Annotated in this window: 21 protein-coding genes; 17 read left to right on the top strand and 4 right to left on the bottom strand. The window is 61.6% G+C overall.

Translation table 11 applies throughout. The annotated features are described in order from the left end of the window. Nucleotides 1-129: 129 nt before the first annotated feature. Complete coding sequence (locus DW195_RS08940; RefSeq protein ID WP_370215167.1) at nt 130-1,062, bottom strand: type I phosphomannose isomerase catalytic subunit; 933 nt, start codon at nt 1,060-1,062, stop codon at nt 130-132. Nucleotides 1,063-1,134: 72 nt separating this feature from the next. After that, nucleotides 1,135-1,854 (bottom strand): GntR family transcriptional regulator, encoded by a 720-nt coding sequence (locus DW195_RS08935; RefSeq protein WP_117637077.1) that lies wholly within the window; start codon nt 1,852-1,854, stop codon nt 1,135-1,137. Between the two features lie 302 nt (nt 1,855-2,156). Between DW195_RS08935 and DW195_RS08930 the strand changes: the two genes are divergently transcribed. The 7 genes from DW195_RS08930 (at nt 2,157) to nhaA (ending at nt 9,742) form a co-directional block, all read left to right on the top strand. Next, on the top strand, nt 2,157-3,557 hold the full coding sequence (locus DW195_RS08930) for a glycoside hydrolase family 1 protein (RefSeq protein WP_118206495.1): 1,401 nt from the start codon (nt 2,157-2,159) through the stop codon (nt 3,555-3,557). Between the two features lie 120 nt (nt 3,558-3,677). Further along, nucleotides 3,678-5,021 (top strand): PTS sugar transporter subunit IIC, encoded by a 1,344-nt coding sequence (locus DW195_RS08925; RefSeq protein ID WP_117637075.1) that lies wholly within the window; start codon nt 3,678-3,680, stop codon nt 5,019-5,021. Between the two features lie 160 nt (nt 5,022-5,181). Continuing rightward, complete coding sequence (locus DW195_RS08920; protein WP_118066284.1) at nt 5,182-5,484, top strand: PTS sugar transporter subunit IIB; 303 nt, start codon at nt 5,182-5,184, stop codon at nt 5,482-5,484. Between the two features lie 9 nt (nt 5,485-5,493). Then, the gene (locus DW195_RS08915; protein WP_199407153.1) at nt 5,494-5,826 is read left to right on the top strand and encodes a PTS lactose/cellobiose transporter subunit IIA; all 333 of its coding nucleotides are present in this window, start codon (nt 5,494-5,496) and stop codon (nt 5,824-5,826) included. Between the two features lie 241 nt (nt 5,827-6,067). Further along, nucleotides 6,068-7,021, top strand: a complete 954-nt coding sequence (locus DW195_RS08910; RefSeq protein WP_233514534.1) for an ROK family protein — start codon at nt 6,068-6,070, stop codon at nt 7,019-7,021. Between the two features lie 170 nt (nt 7,022-7,191). Then, complete coding sequence (locus DW195_RS08905; RefSeq protein WP_055251253.1) at nt 7,192-8,115, top strand: manganese-dependent inorganic pyrophosphatase; 924 nt, start codon at nt 7,192-7,194, stop codon at nt 8,113-8,115. Nucleotides 8,116-8,383: 268 nt separating this feature from the next. After that, on the top strand, nt 8,384-9,742 hold the full coding sequence (nhaA, locus tag DW195_RS08900; RefSeq protein WP_118206494.1) for a Na+/H+ antiporter NhaA: 1,359 nt from the start codon (nt 8,384-8,386) through the stop codon (nt 9,740-9,742). Nucleotides 9,743-10,115: 373 nt separating this feature from the next. Here the strand turns inward: nhaA and DW195_RS08895 are convergent, their stop codons facing one another. Further along, on the bottom strand, nt 10,116-10,370 hold the full coding sequence (locus DW195_RS08895; RefSeq protein ID WP_022093864.1) for a hypothetical protein: 255 nt from the start codon (nt 10,368-10,370) through the stop codon (nt 10,116-10,118). A gap of 150 nt (nt 10,371-10,520) precedes the next feature. On the opposite strand from DW195_RS08895, the gene DW195_RS08890 reads away from it, so the two are divergent. From DW195_RS08890 to DW195_RS08860, 7 genes are all read left to right on the top strand, one after another. Further along, on the top strand, nt 10,521-11,825 hold the full coding sequence (locus DW195_RS08890; RefSeq protein WP_117646237.1) for an aminotransferase class I/II-fold pyridoxal phosphate-dependent enzyme: 1,305 nt from the start codon (nt 10,521-10,523) through the stop codon (nt 11,823-11,825). A gap of 66 nt (nt 11,826-11,891) precedes the next feature. Then, nucleotides 11,892-12,206: an STAS domain-containing protein gene (locus tag DW195_RS08885; protein WP_089572422.1), complete on the top strand. Its 315-nt coding sequence runs from the start codon at nt 11,892-11,894 to the stop codon at nt 12,204-12,206. Between the two features lie 153 nt (nt 12,207-12,359). Beyond that, nucleotides 12,360-12,932: a twin-arginine translocase TatA/TatE family subunit gene (locus DW195_RS08880; protein ID WP_158550143.1), complete on the top strand. Its 573-nt coding sequence runs from the start codon at nt 12,360-12,362 to the stop codon at nt 12,930-12,932. Then, nucleotides 12,932-13,723, top strand: a complete 792-nt coding sequence (gene tatC, locus DW195_RS08875; RefSeq protein WP_055285525.1) for a twin-arginine translocase subunit TatC — start codon at nt 12,932-12,934, stop codon at nt 13,721-13,723. Before DW195_RS08880 ends, tatC begins: the two co-directional genes overlap by 1 nt. A 6-nt stretch (nt 13,724-13,729) precedes the next feature. Further along, nucleotides 13,730-14,086, top strand: a complete 357-nt coding sequence (gene hypA, locus DW195_RS08870; RefSeq protein ID WP_022093859.1) for a hydrogenase maturation nickel metallochaperone HypA — start codon at nt 13,730-13,732, stop codon at nt 14,084-14,086. A gap of 55 nt (nt 14,087-14,141) precedes the next feature. Beyond that, on the top strand, nt 14,142-14,825 hold the full coding sequence (hypB, locus tag DW195_RS08865) for a hydrogenase nickel incorporation protein HypB (RefSeq protein ID WP_117766435.1): 684 nt from the start codon (nt 14,142-14,144) through the stop codon (nt 14,823-14,825). A gap of 54 nt (nt 14,826-14,879) precedes the next feature. Further along, entirely contained in the window at nt 14,880-17,471 is a 2,592-nt protein-coding gene (locus tag DW195_RS08860; RefSeq protein WP_118206493.1) for a DNA topoisomerase I, read from the top strand. A 141-nt stretch (nt 17,472-17,612) separates the two neighbouring features. On the opposite strand, the gene DW195_RS08855 is transcribed toward DW195_RS08860, so the two are convergent. After that, nucleotides 17,613-18,596 (bottom strand): zinc-ribbon domain-containing protein, encoded by a 984-nt coding sequence (locus DW195_RS08855; RefSeq protein ID WP_117776802.1) that lies wholly within the window; start codon nt 18,594-18,596, stop codon nt 17,613-17,615. A gap of 206 nt (nt 18,597-18,802) precedes the next feature. On the opposite strand from DW195_RS08855, the gene tmk reads away from it, so the two are divergent. The 3 genes from tmk to DW195_RS08840 are packed head-to-tail and all read left to right on the top strand — an operon-like array spanning nt 18,803 to nt 22,306. Beyond that, nucleotides 18,803-19,486 carry a dTMP kinase gene (tmk, locus tag DW195_RS08850; protein WP_117629904.1) on the top strand — a complete coding sequence of 228 codons (684 nt, stop codon included), beginning with the start codon at nt 18,803-18,805 and terminating at the stop codon, nt 19,484-19,486. 1 nt (nt 19,487) lies between these two features. Beyond that, complete coding sequence (locus tag DW195_RS08845) at nt 19,488-20,615, top strand: ATP-binding protein (protein ID WP_117776801.1); 1,128 nt, start codon at nt 19,488-19,490, stop codon at nt 20,613-20,615. Beyond that, nucleotides 20,606-22,306: a regulatory iron-sulfur-containing complex subunit RicT gene (locus DW195_RS08840; RefSeq protein WP_117785958.1), complete on the top strand. Its 1,701-nt coding sequence runs from the start codon at nt 20,606-20,608 to the stop codon at nt 22,304-22,306. Before DW195_RS08845 ends, DW195_RS08840 begins: the two co-directional genes overlap by 10 nt. Nucleotides 22,307-22,349 lie beyond the last annotated feature (43 nt).

Genomic DNA, 22,349 nt, shown 5'->3' with positions numbered 1-22,349 from the left:
GGGGTTTGGTCGATCGCGAGTTCCGCACGAGCCGGAGAGCACTTAATGTGCTCTCCGCGCGAGCAGGACTGTCCGAGCAGGCGACCAAACCCCGCGCCCCGTCCCGGCGAGCGCTCGGGGACCGGTAGCTTACAGGTGCGAGATGATCAGTTCCATCTTGCCTTCGAGGTCGATGGAGGTGACGGTGCTCGGGGCCAGCAGATGGCTTCCCTTATGGACTGCCTCGCCGCAGACGGTGCCTTCGCCGTCGATGACCGACAGGCACATGAAGGGCCAGCGCTGGTCGAGGGTCTTGCTGCCGTCGACGCGCACGCGATCGACGGTGTAGCAGGGGTTGGACTCGAGCTCGGTTACGCCGTCGACCTCGGGTGCAGTCACGGTGCCGTCGGTCGGAGCCTGGACATCAAAATCGATGCAGTCGAGGCTCTGCTCAATGTGCAGAGGGCGCAGCTTGCCGTCGGTGCCGGGGCGGTCATAGTCGTACAGGCGATAGGTCACATCGCTCGACTGCTGCGTCTCCAAAATGAGCGTGCCGGTCTTGATGGCGTGCACGGTACCGGAATCGATCTGGAAAAAGTCGCCCTTGTGGATCGGCAGCACGTTGAGCATGTCGTCCCAGCGGCCGTCCTTGATCATCTGTGCGGCTTCAGCGCGATCCTTGGCGCGCTGCCCGACGATAATCGTGGCGCCGGGCTCGCAGTCCAGGACATACCAACACTCGGTCTTGCCCAGGCTGCCGTTCTCGTGCTCGGCGGCGTACTCGTCGTTGGGATGAATCTGGATCGAAAGGTCGTCCTTGGCGTCCAGAATCTTAATGAGCAGCGGGAACTCCTTGCCCTCGCAGTCGCCAAAGAGCTCACGGTGCTCGGCCCACAGCCACGACAGCGTGTGGCCGGCATACGGGCCCTCCGCAATCTGGCAGTCGCCGTTGGGGTGGGCCGAGATGGCCCAGCACTCACCGATGGGGCCCTCGGGAATGTCGTAACCAAACACGGTCTCCAGCTGGCGGCCGCCCCAGATCTTCTCGTGGAAGATCGGCGTCAGTTTAATCAAATCGGACATGTGCATACTCCCATAAGGTTGTGCGGGTGCCGCGTAAGAGAGCTCAAAACGGGCACCCACCGGATTACAAAACTAGGCCAGCGTTACGTTGTGCAGCTCAAAGCGGTCGCCTACGTTGTGCGAGATAGAATATTCAAACGCGGTGCCGCTATCCAAGAAGCCAATCTGGTTGAGTTCGAGCAGGGGAGAGCCGGGTTTGGTATCCAGGCGCTCAGCCTCTTCCTCAGTTGCCGCGACAGCGCGAATGGTGCGATGGAAGCTCGAAATCTTCAGCCCGCATTGCTCGCGGATAAAGCCGTAGACCGATCCGTACAGGTCCTTCTTTTTAAGGCCCGGGATCAGTTCGAGCGGCATATAGGTGTACTCGATGACGATGGGCTTCTCGTCGACCTGGCGCACGCGCACGATGTGATAGGCGAAGTCATCCTCGGCCATTCCCAGCTGGGTCGCAACCTCTGCCGGCGGATTGACGATCGAGAAATCGTAGACCACCGAGGTCACCTTTTCCCCGCGGTGCTCATACGAAAAGCCCTGGGCACGGTCGTTCTTGCCTTGAAAAAACACCTGGCCGGGAAGCCCCGCCGTGTCCTTGACGTAGGTGCCCGATCCGCGCCGGCTGGTAATAAGGCCTTCTTCGGTAATCTGCTCAATCGCCCGTTTGACGGTGATTTTGGAAACGCCATAGAGCTCACAGAACTCAACGACGGTGGGCAACTTATCGCCCGGCTTAAGGGCGCCGTCCTCGATGCTTCGACGGATATCTGCAGCTATTGCCTCGTATTTGGGAATCATGCAATCCTCCCTTCATATTTGCGTCGATATTTAGAAAGTATACCTACTTAAAAAGCATCCATATGGCTTTCATGAAAGAAGTTCGATAAAGAAAAATGAAAAAGACGCTTTACATAGAAAATTAGAGCGCTATAGTTACAGACAACAAGCGAGATGCATTGGCGTTTCCTTGTACTGTTTGGGGACGGTTTTGTTTTGGCGGGTTGGATATCGGTATGACCGGTGCGCGCCCGCGCCGGATAACCTGCCAAAGCAAACCCGTCTCCAACCGGAAGCTCTAAGACACGAAAGCGAGGACTTTGATGGCACAGTATCAGCTGCCCCGTGACTTCTTCTTTGGCGCCGCTATGTCCGGCCCGCAGACTGAGGGCCAGTGGAACCAGGGAGGCAAGCTCGAGAACCTGTGGGACACCTGGTCCATCCAGGATCTGGGTTCGTTCTACAACTGCGTTGGCTCTTATGCCGGTAATGACTTTATGGCCAAGTACCAGGAAGACCTTCGCATTCTGAAGGACTTGGGCCTGGATACCTATCGCACTTCCATCCAGTGGAGCCGTCTGCTCGATGCCGACGGCAACCTCAACGAGGAAGGCGCCGCGTGGTATCACGAGCTGTTCCGCGCCTCTCGCGAGGCCGGCCTGGAGCCGTTTGTCAACTTGTACCACTTTGACATGCCCACCTACCTCTTTAACCGCGGCGGCTGGGAGAGCCGTGAGGTCGTCGAGGCTTACGCGCATTATGCCGACGTCGCCTTCCACGAGTTTGGCCAGGAGATTAAGTACTGGTTCACCTTTAACGAGCCCATCGTCGAGCCCGAACAGCGCTATCAGGAGGGCGTGTGGTTCCCGCAGCTCCACGACTTTAGCCGCGCCCGCACCGTGCAGTATCACATTTCGCTGGCGCATGCGCTGGCCGTGGCCAACTATCGCAAGGCCTATGACGAGGGCGCTATTCGCGCCGATGCCAAAATCGGCATGATCAACTGCTTTACCCCGGTCTATACCAAGGAGAACCCCAACGAGGCAGACCTCGAGGCCGTGCGTATGACCAGCGGCATCAACAATCGCTGGTGGCTCGACCTTATTACCAAGGGCGAGCTTCCTGCCGACGTGCTCGACAGCCTGGCCAAGGGCGGCGTTAAGCTCCCGTTCCGTGCCGGCGACCAAGAGATTCTCAAGCAGGGTGTTGTCGACTGGCTCGGCTGCAACTACTACCACCCCACGCGCGTTCAAGCACCGGCGAGCAAGGTCGACCAGTACGGCCTGCCGCACTTTGCCGACGAGTACGTATGGCCCGACGCCGTTATGAACGAGAGCCGCGGCTGGGAGATCTACCCGCAGGGCCTCTACGACTTTGGCATGGACTGCGCCAAGAACTACCCCGATCTTGAGTGGTTCGTTTCCGAGAACGGCATCGGCATCATGGACGAATACAAGAACCGTGACGCCGAAGGAACCATCCAGGACGACTACCGCGTCGACTTTGTACGCCAGCACCTGGAGTGGGTGGCCAAGGCCATCGACGAGGGCGCCAAGTGCCGCGGATACCATTATTGGGCTGTCATCGATAACTGGTCTTGGGCCAATGCCTTTAAGAACCGTTACGGTTTTGTCGAGGTCGACCTTATGGACGGCTACAAGCGTCGTCTTAAGAAGTCGGCGGCCTGGCTCAAACAGGTCGCCACGACCCACGTGGTTGATTAGCGACCGGGCGAACGCCCAGACCGCGCGCCGCCGCGCGCAACACATGGCACATCTGGTGGCAGAGGGCGACGGACCACCGTGCGCATAGGAAAAGGCCGGATTTGATAGTTAGGAGCAATCATGGCCAGTGACAACGGAAAGAGCTTCCTCGACAAGTTTGCCGAGGTCTCTGCGAAGGTGGGAAACCAGGTTCACCTGCGTTCCCTGCGCGACGCCTTCGCGACCATCACGCCGCTCTATATCCTTGCGGGTATCGCGGTTCTTATCAACAACGTCGTGTTCCCCCTGTTCCCGCTCGATGCGGCGGGCCTTGCCAACCTTCAGACGTGGGGTTCGGCAATTACGCTGGGCACCCTCAACGTCTCTGCCATTATCTTGGCCGGATTGATTGGCTACAGCCTCGCTAAGAACAAGCGTTTCGATAACCCGCTCGCTTGCGTGGTCGTCGCTATCTCTGCTTTCGTCATCATGATGCCGCAGCAGATCACCGCCACGCTTGCCGCCACGAGCCCGCTGCTCACCGACAAGATCACCTCCGCCGAGGTCACGGGCGCCCTTTCGACTGCCAACACCGGCACCAACGGTCTGTTCTCGGCTATTATCATCGCTCTGCTTTCCGTCTCGCTCTTCATCAAGATTTCTGGCGTCGAGAAGCTCAAGGTTAAGCTGGGCGAGGGCGTGCCTCCCGCGGTCTCCAACTCCTTCAACGTCATGATCCCGATGCTGCTCAACCTCGCGATCTTCGCTCTTGCCGCAGCCCTGCTCGCCGTGTGCGCCGGCACCGATCTGTGCACCATCATCTCCACGTGCATCTCCAACCCGCTCAAGAACATCATGAACGCCGGTCCGTGGGCTGTTATCCTCATCTACACCCTTGCCAACCTGCTGTTCTGCGTCGGTATTCACCAGTCCACCATCTCTGGCGCTACCGTCGAGCCGATCCTGACCATGCTCATCGTCGACAACATGGCTACCTTTGCCGCCGGTGGCACCATCCAGCCCGATCACTACATGAACATGCAGATCGTTAACAGCTTCGCCCTCATCGGCGGCTCGGGCTGCACCCTCATGCTTCTGCTCGACACGCTCCTGTTCTCCAAGAACAAGGCTTCCGAGACCGTTTCCAAGATGGCTATCCTGCCTGGTCTGTTCAACATCAACGAGCCGGTTATCTACGGTTACCCCATCGTGTACAACCTGCCGCTCATGATTCCGTTTGTCCTCCTTCCCGACTTGTTCATCGGCATCACCTATGGCCTTACCTGCGCAGGCATCATCAGCCCCTGCATCGCCCAGGTGCCTTGGACCATGCCTCCCGTCATCAATGCCCTGCTCGCTACGGGCTTTGACTGGCGCGCCGGCGTGTGGCAGGCTCTCGAGATTGTCATTGGCATGGCCGTCTACCTGCCCTTTATGAAGATTTCCGAGAAGGCAATCGCCAAGCAGGAGGCTCTCGCCGAGTAGAACGCCTAACGTTCGTCCCTTTCACCGCTGCGGGCGCCGGTACGCGGTGCCAGTGCCCGCAGCTCTCTCCCTTGTGCAAAGACGCAGGGGGTGGGCACAATAGCCGCAAGGAATAAAACCAGTCGTCGTCTGCGCGCCGCGCAGTTATAAGGAGGAAACCATGAAGAAGATCATGCTCTGCTGCAATGCCGGAATGTCCACGAGCCTGCTGGTCCAGAAGATGCAGGCCGAGGTTGCAAACCGTGGCCTGGAAATTGAGGTCGAGGCTCGCCCCATGAACGAGGCCCACGATCACCTGGACGAGTGCGACATGTTGCTGCTTGGCCCGCAGATCGGCTACACCAAGGGCGATTTTGAGAAGGAGGCCGCTGGCCGCTTCCCGGTCGAGGTCATCAACATGGTCGACTACGGCCGCATGAACGCTGCCGGTATCATCGACCACTGCGTCAGCGTGATGGGCTAGGTGAAGCATATGGAGGATATGAACGAGTTGCAGATGACCTGCTTCGAGATCATCAGCTACGTCGGTACCGCCAAGAGCATGTATATCAATGCCGTGCAAAAGGCCAAGGAGGGCGATTTTGACGCCGCCGAGGAGCTTATCAAGCAGGGCGACGAGGCCTATAACGGTGGCCACGATGTTCACATGGGGCTTCTGAAGAAGGAGGCCAACGGCGAGCGTAACGGCGAGGCCCCGCTGATTCTGCTGCATGCCGAGGACCAGATGGCCGGCACCGAGACCATGCGCGTCATGGCGACGGAGCTCATCGAGGTCCACAAGCAGCTGCAGGCACTGAAAGCCTAGCCGGCATTATCGCCGCGACGGACCGTGCAGTCCAACAGACAATACAGTCCCTTTCACGGGCACCGGGAGTCTCCGCCTCCCGGTGCCTTTATTTTTGGGGATGGTCTTGCGCGGTCTGTTGAGCGGCCAATTGCGTTTTCCCAGATAAAACCTGCCAAAACAAACCTGTCCCTTTTTGGCAGGTTTTTGCCTTGGGAGCGGTACCATACAGGCAATGTTTAAACGAGAAAGGCGGGCTCCCATGGAACCTAAGCAGTATTACATCGGCATCGACGTCGGCGGCACTTCGGTTAAGGAGGGCCTGTTCGACGAGGATGGTAACCTGCTGGCCAAGGCCAGCGTGCCCACGCCGCCTATCGTTGACGCCGCGGGCTTTGCCGCGGTGACCGAGGCTATCGACCAGGTGGTCGCCAAGGCCCAGATTCCGCGCGCCTTTGTGGCGGGTATTGGCCTGGCCGTTCCGTGCCCCATCCCGGCATCGGGCGATGCCAAGGTCAAGGCCAACATTGCCATTAACCTGCCCGAGCTAAGAGTCGCCATTCAGGAGCACTGCCCCGACGCGGTTGTTAAATACGAGAACGATGCCAACGCCGCTGCCATGGGCGAGGCCTGGCTCGGCTCTGCCAAGGGCGTACAGAACGTGGTGATGGTCACCATTGGTACCGGCGTGGGTGGCGGCGTTATCGTCAACGGCGACGTGGTGTCGGGCGTTGTGGGCGCCGGCGGCGAGATTGGCCACATGTGCCTGAACCCCGAAGAGGAGCGCACCTGCGGCTGCGGCGGACATGGCCACCTGGAGCAGTATTCCAGCGCCACCGGCGTGGTGAGCAACTACCTTGCCGAGTGCAAAAAGGCCGGCGTCGAGCCCATCGAGCTCACTGGGCCTTCTGATTCCAAGGACGTGTTCCAGGCCTGCCGCGAGGGCGACAAGCTCGCGCTGGCCGCGGCCGATACCATGGCCGACTATCTCGGCCGCGCACTGGCGCTTATCGCCAACGTGGTTGATCCCGAGATGTTCCTCATCGGCGGCGGCGCCTCCGCCTCGGCCGATGTCTACCTCGACAAGGTCCGCGAGCACTTTAAGCAGTACGCGCTTTCCGCCTCGCGCGAGACGCCCATTAAGGTCGCTTCGCTCGAAAACGACGCCGGCATCATCGGTGCCGCCTACGTAGCCCTGCGCGCCGCCGGCAAATAGTTGGTGCAAGGGGGACAGGTTACTTTGCACCAACATGGTGCAAAAGGGACAGCCTTGGCCCCCCCGTGCCTGCGCCCCAAAATATGCCGTGGCCCTTCCGTCTGCGAAGGCTCGGCATCGGCGTGCTACCATAGCTACGTCCAAGTACACATATCAAGTGGAGGATATCCATGGCAAACGTTCTTGTCTTTGGTCACCAGAACCCCGATAACGACGCCATCATGAGCGCCGTCGTCCTGTCCCAGCTGCTCAACCAGGTTGAGTATGCCGGCAACACCTACGAGGCCTGCGCCCTTGGTCAGCTTCCGGCCGAGTCCGCCAAGTTGCTCGCCGACGCCGGCATTGCCGAGCCCCGCGTGATTGATTCCGTCGAGGCCGGTCAGCTCGTCGTCCTCACCGACCACAACGAGTCTGCCCAGTCCGTCGCCGGCCTTAAGGACGCCACGGTCTTTGGTGTTGTCGATCATCACCGCATCGGCGACTTCGAGACCGCCGGCCCGCTGCACTACATCTGCCTGCCCTGGGGCTCCAGCTGCACCATCGTCACCAAGCTCGCCGGCGTGCTCGGCGTTGAGCTTTCCGACGTCCAGGCCAAGCTGCTGCTCTCGGCCATGATGACCGACACGCTCATGCTCAAGAGCCCCACCACCACCGATGTCGACCGCGCCGTTGCCGCCAAGCTCGGCGAGCAGGTGGGCGTCGACCCGGTCAAGTTTGGCATGGAGGTCTTCCTCACCCGTCCGTCCGGCTCCTTCACCGCAGCCGAGATGGTCGGCAACGACATCAAGATGTTCGAGCCCGCTGGCAAGAAGCTGCTCATCGGCCAGTACGAGACCGTCGACAAGAGCCGCGCACTCGGCATGATCGACGAGATCCGCGAGGCCATGCGCGCCTACGCCGCCGAGAAGGGCGCCGACGGCATTGTCCTGTGCATCACCGACATCATGGAGGAGGGCTCGCAGGTCCTGCTCGAGGGCGAGACCGAGGCTGCTCAGAAGGGCCTGGGCATTGCTGACGAGCACGACGGCGTCTGGATGCCGGGTGTCCTTTCCCGTAAGAAGCAGGTCGCTGCCCCCATTATGGCCGCCTGCTAGGTTTAGTTGACCAAACGCCACGACCGGATCGCGGACGCCCCGCGCTCCGGTCGCTTTTTTGTGCACGTCGCCGCGTCGTCTCTTGGACAGGCGTGCCTGTGCCGTTGAGCAAATAATGTTCAACCTGTGGTTCCGCTTTTCGGCCGCGCTTGCGCGCTTGTCGCGCAGGGTAGGCTAGATGCAAGCGTAATACGTTAGAGCGCGGCGCCGCCATCTGGGCGGGCCGTGCTTTTTTAAGACGGGAGCTTTCCCGTGAAAGGAGCCGCCCATGGCAGCAACTGAGCAGCTGTTCAATGTTCGTGAGCGCAAGCGCTTTGAACGTCACGACATCTGGGAGCGCATTGCCGAGAACGGCACCATTTCTGCCGCCGTCATGGTGATCGCCGCCATCGCCGCCGTCATCTGCGCCAATACCGATGCCTACGAGGCCATCCATCACTTTTTGGAGACCCCGCTGTATGTGGGTCTGGGCAACCTTACGGCTGGTCTCACCGTTGAGCTTTTCGTCAACGACTTCCTCATGGCGATTTTCTTTTTGTTGGTGGGCATTGAGCTTAAGTACGAGATGACGGTCGGCGAGCTCAAGAATCCGCGTCAGGCCATGCTTCCCATGTTGGCGGCCGTGGGCGGCGTCGTCGTTCCCGCCTGCATCTACCTGATCTTTAACCATGCCGGCGCCCGCAACGGTTGGGCCATCCCCATGGCAACCGATATTGCCTTTGCGCTGGGCGTGCTGTCGCTTTTGGGCAATCGCGTGCCCAACGGCGTGCGCGTGTTCTTCTCGACGCTCGCCATCGCCGACGACCTGATCTCCATCGCCGCCATCGCCATCTTCTACGGTCAGAGCCCCAATCCGTTTTGGTTGGGCGCCGCCGCGCTTGTGACCTGCGCGCTCGTGTGGCTTAACAAGACGCAGCATTACCGCCTTGCCCCGTATTCGGTACTGGGGCTGCTGCTGTGGTTCTGCATGTTCAAGAGCGGCGTACATGCCACGCTTGCTGGCGTCATCTTGGCCTTTACCATCCCGGCCAAGTGTGGCGTCAAGCTCGATAGCCTCACCGATTGGCTGGGCGAGTGCCTGCCGCTGCTCGATGACCGCTACGATGATGAGGCACACATCCTGGGCCAGCATGACTTTACCGTCTCGACCACCAAGGTCGAGCGCGTCATGCACCGCGTGACCCCGCCGCTTATCCGCATGGAGCGTCTGATCTCCACGCCGGTCAACTTTGTGATCCTGCCGATCTTTGCGTTCGTAAACGCTCAGGTTCGCTTAGTGGGCGTGGACATGAGCACGCTGCTCACCGACCCGGTGACGCTCGGCGTGTACTTTGGCATGCTGCTGGGCAAGCCGATCGGCATCTTTGGTATGACGTTTGCCCTGGTTAAGCTTAAGGCCTGCGAGCTGCCGCACAATGTCAACTGGCACATGATTGCCGGCGTGGGCATTCTGGGCGGTATCGGCTTTACCATGTCGATTCTCATCAGCGGCCTTGCCTTCCCGACGGCCCAGTTTGAGGTTCTTGCAGCCAAGGCCGCTATTCTCGCCGGTTCGGTCACCGCAGCCGTGCTTGGCATGATCTACATGAGTGTGATCTGCAAGCACCCCGCGACCAAGGACGAGTAAGAGCGCGAAAACCGGCTCCAGAACCGATTCGGGCGCGTTCAAAATGCGGATTCGGGCGGTGCTTGCCGCCTGCCAGACACGCCAGTGGTCAAAAAACGCCGTTTGTGAGTACTGTCACAAACGGCGTATCATTTTAGGTGCGGAAAATAATGAACAAAGTTATAAGAACTGTAAGTTAATGAGTGACCATCGACTTCCAATTTGGCGCTAGCTGACGGTGATTAGGAAGTTTCAAGTCGAGTTTTGCCGATTTCGACCAAGAATCGCTGCTACTAAAAAGGTAACAGTACTCATATTTGCCCTTTTTTGGCCACAAGCCCTAAAACAAGCCTCGCCAAGGTCGGGAAGCGGGCCAAATCGCCGGCCTCGAGGCTTATTCCACCGTTCCGTAGACGGCGCCCCAGCCGTGGGCGGCCAAGGCGGAGTTGAGCTGGTCGCAAAGTGACTGGCGGTCGTAGTAGCCGGGCGGCAAAAGGTTCACGATTTCCATGAGGTCGGGCGCCAGGTCCAAGATTTCGGCCTGTACGATCAGATCCAGGCGGTCGATGGCGTGGCGGTCGTAAAACAGTCCGTCGACCAGGCGCTGCAAGTCGCCGAATTCCTCGGCCTGAAACGATCCGTACTCCATAGTGCCTCCTTGGGCGCCCCACGCCGGCATGCGCGGCGATTCGTAATTGATTGCGATGAACTTAATCTATCACGGCTTCATAACGTTGCGACGATGGCGGTCTATACTTAGACGAACTGCAACGTACCGCTTCGCGAAAGGTCGCACCCCATGCAGACGATCTACCAGAAGATGGAAACCACCGAACTCGATGCCGCCATCGAGGCGCTCAAAGCCGAGGTCGCCGAGGTCAAGGCCAAGGGCCTGGCGCTCGACATGGCCCGCGGCAAGCCGTCGCCCTCCCAGGTGGACATCTCTCGACCCATGCTCGATATCCTCAATGCCGATGCCGATCTGCATGACGGCAACGTCGACTGCTCCAACTACGGCTGCTTTGAGGGCATTCCCTCGGCACGCAAGCTGGCGGGGGAGTTCCTGGGTTGCCCTGCCGAGCAGACGCTCGTGCTGGGTTCGTCGAGTTTGCTGATTGAGCACGACATCGCCGGCATGTTCTGGCGCTGTGGCTCGTGCGGCAGCGACCCTTGGGAGGCTTACGAGGCAGCGCACGACGGCAAGAAGGTCAAGTTCCTGTGCCCCGTTCCCGGCTACGATCGCCACTTTGGCATCACCGCCGACTTGGGCATCGAGAACGTCCCCGTCGCGATGACCGACAATGGCCCCGACATGGACGAGGTTGAGCGCCTGGTTGCCGCCGACGATTCCATCAAGGGCATCTGGTGCGTGCCCAAGTATTCTAACCCCACGGGCATCACCTTTAGCGAGGACACTGTGCGCCGCCTGGTCGAGATGCCCACGGCCGCGCCCGATTTCCGCATCTTTTGGGACAACGCTTACTGCGTGCACGACCTGTACGACGAGACCGACGAGCTCGCAAATATCTTTGACCTCGCTCGCGCGGCGGGCACCGAGGATCGCGTGGTGGCCTTTGCCTCGACGTCCAAGATCACCTTCCCGGGCGCCGGCATCGGCTTTATCGGTGCGAGCCCCGCGGTCATCGCCGAGTTCTCCAAGCGCCTGAAGGCCGGTCTTATTAGCGCCGATAAGCTCAACCAGCTGCGTCACGTGCGCTTCCTTCCCACCATCGAGGCGGTCAAGGAGCACATGAAAAAGCATGCCGAGTTCCTGTGCCCGCGCTTTGAGGCCGTTGAGCGTAAACTCACCGAGGGCTTGGGTAACACGGGTTGCGCCACTTGGACGCATCCCCATGGCGGCTACTTTGTGAGTTTCGATGGCCCCGAGGGCTCGGCCCAGAAGGTCGCCGCGCTTTGTGCCGACCTGGGCGTCAAGCTCACGCCGGCTGGTGCCACCTGGCCTTATGGCAAGGATCCGCGCGACACCAACATCCGCATCGCGCCGAGCTATCCCACGGTCGAGGACCTGGAGGCTGCGCTCGATGTGCTGGTGCTGGCTGTCAAGCTCGTCGCTGCCGAGCTTGCGCGTGCCGAGCGCGCCTAACGCGTAGGGCCCCGCAAGTCCGCGCCTAGTACTATCCGCACTTTCGATACGTAAAGGAGCGTATACATGGATTTGGGTATTTCCACCAACCCCACGCCAGAGCTCTACACCATTAAGGTGACCGGTGAGATCGATATCTCTAACGCCGATAGCCTGCGCAATGCCATCGACCTGGCGCTCGAGCAGCCCACTGAGGCCGTTGAGCTCGATTTTGCCCAGGTGAGCTACATCGATTCGACGGGCATTGGCGTGCTTGTGGGCGCCGCACACCACGCAGCTGATCATGGTAAGCGTTTTAGCTGCGTCAACGTGCAGCCCCCGGTGATGCGCGTGGTTCAGCTGTTGGGCGTCGACCAGGAGATTTCGATCACCGCTGCATAATCTTTGCCCCCAAAAGGGCGTGCCGTTTGGCATATGTTTGTGATGCGCTCGGACGTTTTGGCGTCCGGGCGCTATACTTGACCGAATGAATAGACGAGTTCCGGCCGAATGGCGCGGTGCGGGCTCGACTCACATCGAGCCTTGGAGGTATGTGTGTTTGGTATTGGAGAGGGTGAGCTCGCGATCATCGTGGTCTTCGGCTTTTTGCTGTTTGGCCCGGATAAGCTCCCGCAGATGGGCCGCACGATCGGCCGTGCCATCCGTCAGTTCCGCGAGACGCAGGAAAAGATGACGGCCGTTGTTCAGTCCGAGATTATCGATCCGGTGAGCGAGGCCGCGTCGGCCCCGGTCAAGCCCAAGAAGACTGCTGCGACCGACGACGATTCCGATGCGGACGAGGATGCCGCCGAGACGGCAGCGCCCGCCAAGAAGGAGACCTTTGCCGAGCGTCGCGCCCGTCTTGCTGCCGAGAAGGCCGCAAGCGAGGGTGCTGCTGAGGGCGAAGGCGCTGTTGATGAGGCCGAGGGTACAGAGCCTGCTGCTGCCGTCGAGCCCGAGCCTGCTGCAGAGCCCGAGCCCGAGCCGGCAGAGCCCACGACGGCTGACCTCTACGCCCGTCGTCCCCGCAAGCGCAAGGCCGTCGTCGACCAGCTCGCTCGCGAGCTCGAGGCCGAGGACGATGCCGAGGCTGCTGCCGCCGACGCCCCGAAGGGAGGCGATGAGTAATGCCGATCGGACCTGCGCGCATGCCGCTCTTCGATCACCTGGGAGAGCTCCGTCGCCGCCTGACCATCGTGGTCGTTTCGGTGTTTGCCGCCGCCATCGTGCTGTACTTTGCCACGCCCGTGGTGCTCGATATTCTTGAGGACCCCATCCGCTCCTTTGTGCCGGACGGTAAGTTTTACATCACCACCACGCTCGGCGGCTTTGGCCTGCGCTTCTCGCTTGCCATCAAGATGGCCGTGGTCATGTGCACGCCCATGATCATCTGGCAGATTCTGGCATTTTTCCTGCCGGCACTGCGCCCCAACGAGCGCAAGTGGGTTGTGCCCACGGTGCTCGCCTCGACGGTGCTGTTCTTCCTGGGTGCCATCTTCTGCTACTTCATCATCATCCCGGCGGGCTTTGAGTGGCTCATCGGCGAGACCTCGGCTGTCGCTACGGCGTTGCCCGATCTGGAGAACTACGTCAACATGGAGCTGCTCTTTATGATCGGCTTTGGTGTGGCGTTTGAGCTGCCGCTCATCATCTTCTACCTGTCCGTTTTCCACATCGTGTCCTATGCGGCCTTCCGCAGCGCCTGGCGCTACGTGTACGTAGGCCTGCTCGTGGGTTCGGCTGTGATTACGCCCGACGGCTCGCCCGTTACGCTGGGTCTCATGTATGGCGCCCTGCTCTCGCTCTACGAGATTTCGCTCGCCATCGCTCGCGTGGTCATTACCGCGCGCGAGGGCAAGGAGGGCCTGTTCGTGAGCCGTCTGGACCTGTTCTCGGACGACGAGGACGACGAGGAGTAAATCGGTATGCACGAGGTTGGCATTGTCAACGGCATACTCGATACAGTGATTCGCGCGGCGCGTGGGGCGGGGGCCTCGCGCGCCGTTTTGGTAACGCTGCGTATCGGGGATATGACCGAAGTTGTGCGCGAGGCGCTCGACTTTGCGTGGGAGACGTTTCGCGATGAGGACCCGCTCACGCGCGGCTGCGAGCTTGCCGTGGAGGAGGTCCATCCACAAAGCGAGTGTCTGGACTGCGGCGAGGTTTTCGACCACGATCGCTTCCACTGTCGCTGTCCCCAGTGTGGTGGTGCCAACGTGCGCCTACTGCACGGCCGCGAGCTCGATATCGCAAGTATCGAAATCGAAACCCCCGACGATTAGCCCGCTAGCCATCTGGTGATGGGGTATAAAGGGGCCAAAGTAAGGAGCGCTAAGTATGGCCGAGAAAACGATTGATATTGCATCGCCGATTCTGTCGCGCAACGAGCGCCTGGCAGATCAGCTGCGTCAGCGATTTAATGAGACAAACACCTACGTGATCAATGTGCTGTCGAGCCCTGGCTCGGGCAAGACCACTACGATTCTGGGCACCAACGAGCGCCTGCGTGACAAAGCCGGCCTGCGCTGTGCCGTCATCGAGGGCGATATCGCCTCGGATGTCGATGCCATCACCATGAAGGAAGCCGGCATGCCCGCCATCCAGATCAACACGGGCGGCCTGTGCCACCTCGAGGGCAACATGATCATGGAGGCCGTCGACGCCTTCGACCAGGCTGTGGGTCTGGAGAACATCGACGTCATCTTTATCGAAAACGTGGGCAACCTGGTCTGCCCGGTCGACTTTGACCTGGGCGAGAACCTGTCCATCATGATTCTCTCGGTGCCCGAGGGCGACGACAAGCCCATCAAGTACCCGGGCATCTTCCAACACGCCGGCGCGCAGCTGCTCAACAAGGTCGACGTGGCTCCGGCTTTCGATTTTGACATGGATAGGTATACTAAGACACTCGATGACCTCAATCCGCAGGCGCCGCGGTTTGCCGTGAGCGCGCGCAAGGACGAGGGCATGGATGCCTGGTGCGATTGGCTCATCGGGCAGATTGAGCAAGCAAGGGCGTAAGTCGGCCGCCATACGGGCGGGCGTAGCCGCAGAGATACGAGATAGGAGCCTCTTTTGAAGCTCATCATCGCCGAGAAAAACGACGCCGCGCGTCAGATCGCCGAGCGTCTGTCCACGGGCAAGCCCAAAAAGGACAAGGTGTACAACACTGCCATCTACCGTTTTGAGTGGAAGGGCGAGGAGTGCGTGACCATCGGCCTTGCCGGTCACATCCTGGCGCCCGATTTTTGCGACAGTGTGCTGTTCGATAAAAAGCTGGGCTGGTATTCGGTCACGGAGGACGGCGAAATGCTGCCGGCCGACATGCCCGATGGCCTGGCTCGTCCGCCCTACGACACCAAGCGCAAGCCGTTTCTTGCCGACGGTATCTCCATCAAGGGCTGGAAGCTCGAGAGCCTGCCCTATCTCACCTGGGCGCCCGTCATTAAGCTGCCGGCCGAGAAAGAACTCATTCGTTCGCTCAAGAACCTCGCTAAAAAGTCCGACAGCGTCATCATCGCCACGGACTTCGATCGCGAGGGTGAGCTGATCGGTTCGGACGCTCTCAACAAGGTGCGCGAGGTCGCGCCGGACTTGCCGGTCGCCCGCGCCCAGTATTCTTCGTTTACCAAGGCCGAGATTACGCAGGCCTTCGATAATCTTGTCTCGCTCGACCAGAATCTGGCCGACGCTGGCGAGAGCCGCCAGCACATCGACCTCATTTGGGGTGCGGTGCTCACGCGCTACCTGACGCTCGCCAAGTTTGGCGGCTTTGGCAACGTGCGTTCCGCCGGCCGCGTGCAGACGCCGACGCTCGCCCTGGTGGTCGAGCGCGAGCGCGAGCGCATGGCGTTTGTGCCCGAGGACTATTGGCAGATTCGCGGCATGGGTGCCGCGCAGGGCGCTGCCGAGGACGATCGCTTTAAGATTGCCCACAAGACGGCACGTTTTACCGACAAGGATGCTGCCGAGACGGCGTATGGTCACGTCGACGGCGCCAAGACGGCAACCGTCGCCGCGGTGACCAAGCGTTCGCGTAAGCAACAGCCGCCCACGCCGTTCGCGACGACCTCGCTGCAGGCTGCCGCCGCGGCCGAGGGCATCTCGCCTGCGCGTACGATGCGCATCGCCGAGTCCCTCTACATGGCCGGTCTCATCAGCTACCCGCGTGTCGACAATACCGTGTACCCCGCGACGCTCGATCTGGGCGCCGTGGTGAGCGACCTGGCAAAGATCAACCCGGCGCTGGCGCCCGTGTGCAAAAAGGTGCTTGCCGGTCCCATGAAGCCCACACGCGGCAAGGTCGAGACCACCGACCACCCGCCTATCTACCCCACGGGCGAGGGCGATCCGTCCACGCTCGACGGCGGCCAGCGTAAGCTCTACGACCTCATCGCCCGTCGCTTCCTAGCAACACTCATGGGTCCCGCGACCATCGAGAACACCAAGCTCGAGCTCGACGTGAACGGTGAGCCGTTCGTGGCTTCGGGCGATGTGCTCGTGACCCCGGGTTTCCGCGAGGCGTATCCGTACGGACTCAAGCGCGACGAGCAGATGCCGCCGCTGGAGCAGGGCGACATGGTCGACGTGTTCGACATTAAGCTTGAGGCCAAGCAGACCGAGCCGCCCGCGCGCTACAGCCAGGGCAAGCTCGTGCAGGAGATGGAAAAGCGCGGCCTGGGCACCAAGTCCACGCGCGCGAGCATCATCGAGCGCCTGTACGCCGTGCGCTACCTCAAAAACGATCCCGTGGAGCCAAGCCAGCTGGGCATCGCCATCATCGATGCACTGACGCAGTTTGCCCCGCGCATCACGAGCCCCGATATGACCAGCGAGCTCGACGGCGACATGACTCGCGTCGAGCGCGGCGAGGACACCGAAGAGCATGTCGTGACGCACTCGCGTGCGCTGCTGGCCGGCGTGCTCGACGAGCTGCTCAAGCATACGCAGGAGCTGGGCGACGCCATCAGCGACGCCGTCACGGCCGATGCGCGCGTGGGCGCCTGCCCCAAGTGCGGCAAGGACCTGGTTATGAAGACGAGCGCCAAGACCCGCGGCAGCTTCATTGGCTGCATGGGCTGGCCCGACTGCGACGTGACCTATCCGGTGCCGAGTGGCGTCAAGGTAAGCCCGCTCGAGGGCGAGGCCGCCGTGTGCCCCGAGTGCGGTGCGCCGCGCATTAAGTGCCAGCCGTTCCGCCAGAAGGCCTTCGAGATCTGCGTGAACCCCACGTGCCCCACCAACTACGAGCCCGACCTTAAGGTGGGCGAGTGCAAGGTGTGTGCCGAGGCCGGACGCCATGGCGACCTGATCGCGCACAAGAGCGAGAAGAGCGGCAAGCGCTTTATCCGCTGCACCAACTATGACGATTGCGGCGTGAGCTATCCACTGCCGGCGCGTGGAAAACTCGAGGCGACGGGCGAGACTTGTCCCGAGTGCGGCGCTCCCATCGTGGTGGTCAACACGGCGCGCGGCCCGTGGCGTATCTGCGTGAACATGGACTGCCCGACCAAGGAGAAGAAGCCCGCCCGCGGCCGCAAGACCACAACCAAGGCGAGCACGGCGAAGAAGACGACCGCTGCGAAGAAGACTTCGACGGCGAAAAAGTCGACTGCCAAGAAGTCGACCACCAAGAAGACGACGGCCAAGAAGGTCGCCGACAAGTAACGGCGCAGTCGAAACAATGCCCAAAAAACGAGCGAGGGTCTCATGATCCTCGCTCGTTTTTTTGACCGGCAGTTAGGGACGTTCCTTTTCTGCCGGCAGTTTAGGAACGTCCCTAACTGCCGGCTCGGGAACGACAAAGCGCTAGTTCACTTCGACGGGTTTGGCGCCGGGATAGCGCTCCTCAAAGTCTAGGCGGTACTTATTGTCATTGGTGCCCGCCACGTTGTCGCGCGACAGCGGCGCCACGATCTCATTCTTGTGGTCCGCAGGCTTGGCGTATTTCAGGCTGATCTCCCAGGCATCACTGATTGCGTCAATGCGGTGATCCAGGTCGTCGTACAGGGCGATGATGTCCTTCCAGGAGCTGTAGTTTTTGGAGCTCGTCGGGACGTCCAGGTCCTCGACGATGTCGTAATACTGCTCGATGGTGTCCTCCGTGCGCTCGGCGACGTCGGCGAGATTTTGACGGGTGGTTCGATCTTCTTCCAGATAGTTGCCGTTGAAGTTCTGCGCGCAGCCACGGACGTAGTTGTCGAGGTCTTCGAGCAGGTCGTAGTACTCGCTCAGGCGACGGTAGAGGTTTTGCTCGGAGAGGGTCGCTTCGCCGCCATCCTCGTCGTCATCGTCATCATCGTCGTACAGGCTGTTGGGATCGCCGAGAGGCTTTAGGTCATCGTCGTCGACGTCATGGTGCAGCTTAGCTACCTCGGCAGTCGTCTGCGTGGCGGCGTTGTCGAACGGTCTGATCGCAAAGAAGATGACCAGGGCGATGATGATCGCCACCAGCACAACGATAACGGCGATAAGCGGCCCGGTGCCGCTCTTTTTGGGAGCGGGGGTCTGTGGCGAAGCGGGCGCGTATGCGGGAGCCGGCTGCTGTTGGGGCGAGCCGCTCGCGACGGGTATGCGCTGCGTGGTCTCGACGGCCTCGGTCCTTGCGGCGGGGTCGGGGCTATAGGCGAGGGGGTCGTCCGCCTTGGCTTGCGGCGTATCAAGGGAGCCGGTCTGCTCAAAAGCGGGCTGGCTATCGCTCGCGGCTGTTTGCTCAACGGGTGCACCGCACGAGGTGCAGAACTTGGCATTATCTTCAAGAAGCTTGCCGCACGAGGCGCAATACCGAGACATTGCCACTCCTTTCGCCACATTTCAATGCAATACGACGATTATACCCACTGCCCCAAGAAGCCGGCAGTTAGGGACGTTCCTTATCTGCCGGCAGTTTAGGAACGTCCCTAACTGTCGGCTAATCGTTGGGGCGCGCCTGTCCCTGGGGTATCATGGCTTGGTTGATATATCCGCATTTACGCGCCTTGTAGGAAGGGGCTGCGTCCATGGCTTTTGAGCCCGCTCAACATAGCTTTATCACGCTCGAGGGCGTCGACGGTGCCGGCAAGTCCACGCAGGCGCGCCTGCTTGCTCGCGCGCTCGAGCTCGCTGGCCACCAGGTTGTGAGCCTGCGCGAACCGGGCGGCACCGCCATCAGCGAAAAGATCCGCGCCCTGCTGCTCGACCCCGCCAATATGGCGATGGGCGATACCTGCGAGCTGTTGCTCTACGAGGCCGCGCGTGCCCAGCTGGTGCACGAGGTCATCGCGCCCGCCCTCGCTGCCGGCAAGGTGGTCCTGTGCGATCGCTTCTACGATTCCACGACCTGCTACCAGGCGTTTGCCGACGGCCTCGATCGCCAGATGGTGCGCGACGCCAACAACCTGGCCGTCGCGGGAACGCACCCGGCGCTCACACTCGTCTACCACATCACGCCCGAGCAGGCGGCGCTACGCATGGCAGCCCGTGGCGCGGCAGATCGCATGGAGGCTAAGGGCATGGCATTCCAGGAGCGTGTCTACGAGGGGTTTTGCGCCATTGCTGCCGAGGAGCCAAACCGCGTAAAGCTCATCGACGCCACTACGACCGTCGAGGTAGTTTTCGAGAAGACGGTCGAGCAGGTTCGCGCGTACGGTCTCGATATCCCCCAGGATGCTGTCGCCGCCGCGCTTGCCAAGGAGGCCGAGTAACATGGCCCCCGCTCAGGCAAGCCTGCTGGCCAAGCTCGACACCCAAGAGCGCGTGCGCGACTTTTTGACCAATGCCGTCGCCAGCGGCCGTGCATCGCACGCCTACCTGTTTTTGGGCGCGCCCGGCGCGGGCAAGCTCGATGCCGCGTGGGCGCTCGCCCAAGCCTTCCTGTGCGAGCAGGACGGCTGCGGCGCATGCGACAGTTGCGTGCGCGTCTCTCGGCATACGCATCCCGACGTGCACTATTACACGCCCGAGAGCGCCACGGGCTATCTTATTGCCCAGACCCGCGAGCTGCTCGATGACGTGCCGCTGGCACCCATTCGCGCCAAGGCCAAGGTCTACATCATCGACCGTGCCGAGCAACTGCGCGCCAACACCGCCAACGCACTGCTCAAGACACTCGAGGAGCCGCCCGAGGGCGTTATGTTCATCTTGCTGGGCACCTCGGCAGACGTGATGCTGCCCACCATCGTGAGCCGCTGCCAGTGCGTGCCGTTTCGGCTGGTGTCGCCCGCCGTCGCCGCGCAGGCCGTGAGCCGCGCCACCGGCCAGGACCCCGCGCGTTGCCGCATGGCGGTCGCCGTGGCGGGAAGCCCCACACGCGGCATCGAGTTTCTTAAGAGCGCCGAGCGCCAGGACGCCCGCCGTCAGATGGTCCGTGCCATCGACTCACTCATTGCCGCCGACGAGGCCGACGTGCTCAGTCGCGCCAAGTCGCTCATCGTCGCCGTCAAGGCGCCGCTCGCCGAGGTCAAGTCCACGCAGGAAAAGGTACTCGAGCAAAATGCCGACTACCTGTCGCGTGGAGCATTGAAGCAGCTTGAGGACCGCAACAAGCGCGAACTCAACGCGCGCGAGCGTTCGGGTATCATGGAAGCGCTGGCGAGCGCGCGGACGCTCATGCGCGACGTGCTGCTGACACTTCAGGACGAGGCGGCCGACGTGGTGAACGAAGACGTGCGTGACACGATCGGTCGGCTTGCCGCTGCGACGAATGTTGCGGGTGCCACCCAGGCGCTCGAGGCGGTCGCGACCGCCGAGCGCAACATCGCCAGAAACGTTACTCCCCAGCTGGCCATCGAGGTCATGCTGTTCGATATCAGGAAGGCACTGAAATGCCGTTAGTCGTACCCGTTAAGTTTACCTACGCCTCGCGCGACCTGTGGTTCGACCCGCAGGATTTGGATATCCTCGAGGCCGATTATGCCATCTGCTCCACCGAGCGCGGAACCGAGATCGGCCTGGTCACGGCCGATCCCTTCGAGGTACCGCAGGACGAGATCGGCCAGCCGCTCAAGCCCGTGCTGCGCGTGGCGAGCGACATCGACCTGCAGCTTGCCGATGATCTGGCCATCCAGGGCGACGAGGCCATGGTCGATTTCCGTCGCCTGGTCAAGGAGCTCGACCTCGAGATGAAGCCGGTCGGCGTCGAGTACCTGTTTGGCGGCGAGAAGGCCGTGTTCTACTTTGCGGCCGAGGAGCGCGTCGATTTTCGTCAGCTCGTCAAGGACCTGTCCTCGACGCTGCACATTCGCGTCGACATGCGCCAGATCGGCGTGCGCGACGAGACCCGCCTGGTGGGCGGCTATGCCCAATGCGGACAGGAGCTCTGCTGCACGCGCTTTGGCGGACAGTTTGAGCCCGTCTCGATTCGCATGGCAAAAGAGCAGGACCTGCCGCTCAACTCGTCCAAGATCAGCGGCGTGTGCGGCCGCCTGATGTGCTGTCTGCGCTATGAGTTCGAGGCGTACAAGGACTTTAAGAGCCGTGCACCCAAAAAGAAGACGCTCATCGATACGCCGCTTGGCAAGGCACGTATTCAGGAATACGACACGCCGCGTGAGCAGCTAGTGCTGCGCCTGGAGAACGGCAAAGTCTTTAAGGTCAACTTGGCCGACATGACCTGCTCTGAGGGCTGCAAGAAGAAAGCTGCCGAGCAGGGCTGCAATTGCCGTCCCGACTGCGTGACGCGCGACGTGCTCGAGCGCATCGAGTCGCCCGAGATGCGCCTGGCGCTCATGGAGCTCGATCGCGAGAACGGCGTCGACGTGGGCGATGGCCTGTCGAGTGCCGACCGTCTGGCCGGCACGTCGATGCCCAAGCGCCGTCGTCGCGATGCCGAATCCGATGCTCGCGCCGGTCAGAGCCAGGGCGAGAGCCGTGGCCGCGGAAAGGGCCGTGGCAATGCCGCAACGCCTGAGGCCGAGGAGGCCGCTGGCGGCCGTCGCCGCCGCAAGCGTGCGGGCTCTGCCGATGCCGGCGAGGCCGCAGCCGCCGGCAAGAACGGCGCTCGCGAGCGCGAGGTTCAACAGCCCCAGCAGCAGAATCGCGGCGGTGGCATGAATCCCACGCGCCGTCGTCGCCGTCATCTGTCGAGCGAGGAGCGCGAGGACGCCTTCCGCGCCGCAGCTGCTCGCGAGGCTGGTGCCGCTTCCAAGGGTCCCTCGGCCTCCGATGCGCCTGTCGACAAGGGCGGCAAGTCACGTGGCGAGGAGGAGCGCGCGCCGCGTCCGCGCCGTCGCCATTCCTCGGGCGCACAGCAGAAGCCCTCAGTGCCCTCCGTGGCCGATCAGGTCTCGGATGGCGAGGTCAAGGTCACGCGCCGTCGTCCCGGAGATGGCGGGGGAGCGGCTGCCAAGGCTTCGCGTGGCGCCGCTCGCGACGAGCGCGAGCCGCGCGAGGATCGCGGTGGCGAGGGCTCGGCCGACCAGGGTCAAAAGCGCCGTCGTCGTCGCCGTTCCCGCAAGCCGCGCCAGGATGGTGGCGAGGGCTCGACCCCGTCTTCGGCCGCACCACAACCGCCCGCCGGCGAATAACGCCCGCGAGCGGATTTAACCCGCCTTACCCCAATCGCGTCGG

This window comes from Collinsella sp. AM17-1 (assembly GCF_003470665.1).
Taxonomy (GTDB): Bacteria; Actinomycetota; Coriobacteriia; order Coriobacteriales; family Coriobacteriaceae; genus Collinsella.
The sequence above is the reverse complement of the archived record's forward strand: the minus strand, read 5'-3'. Positions and strand labels throughout refer to the sequence as shown.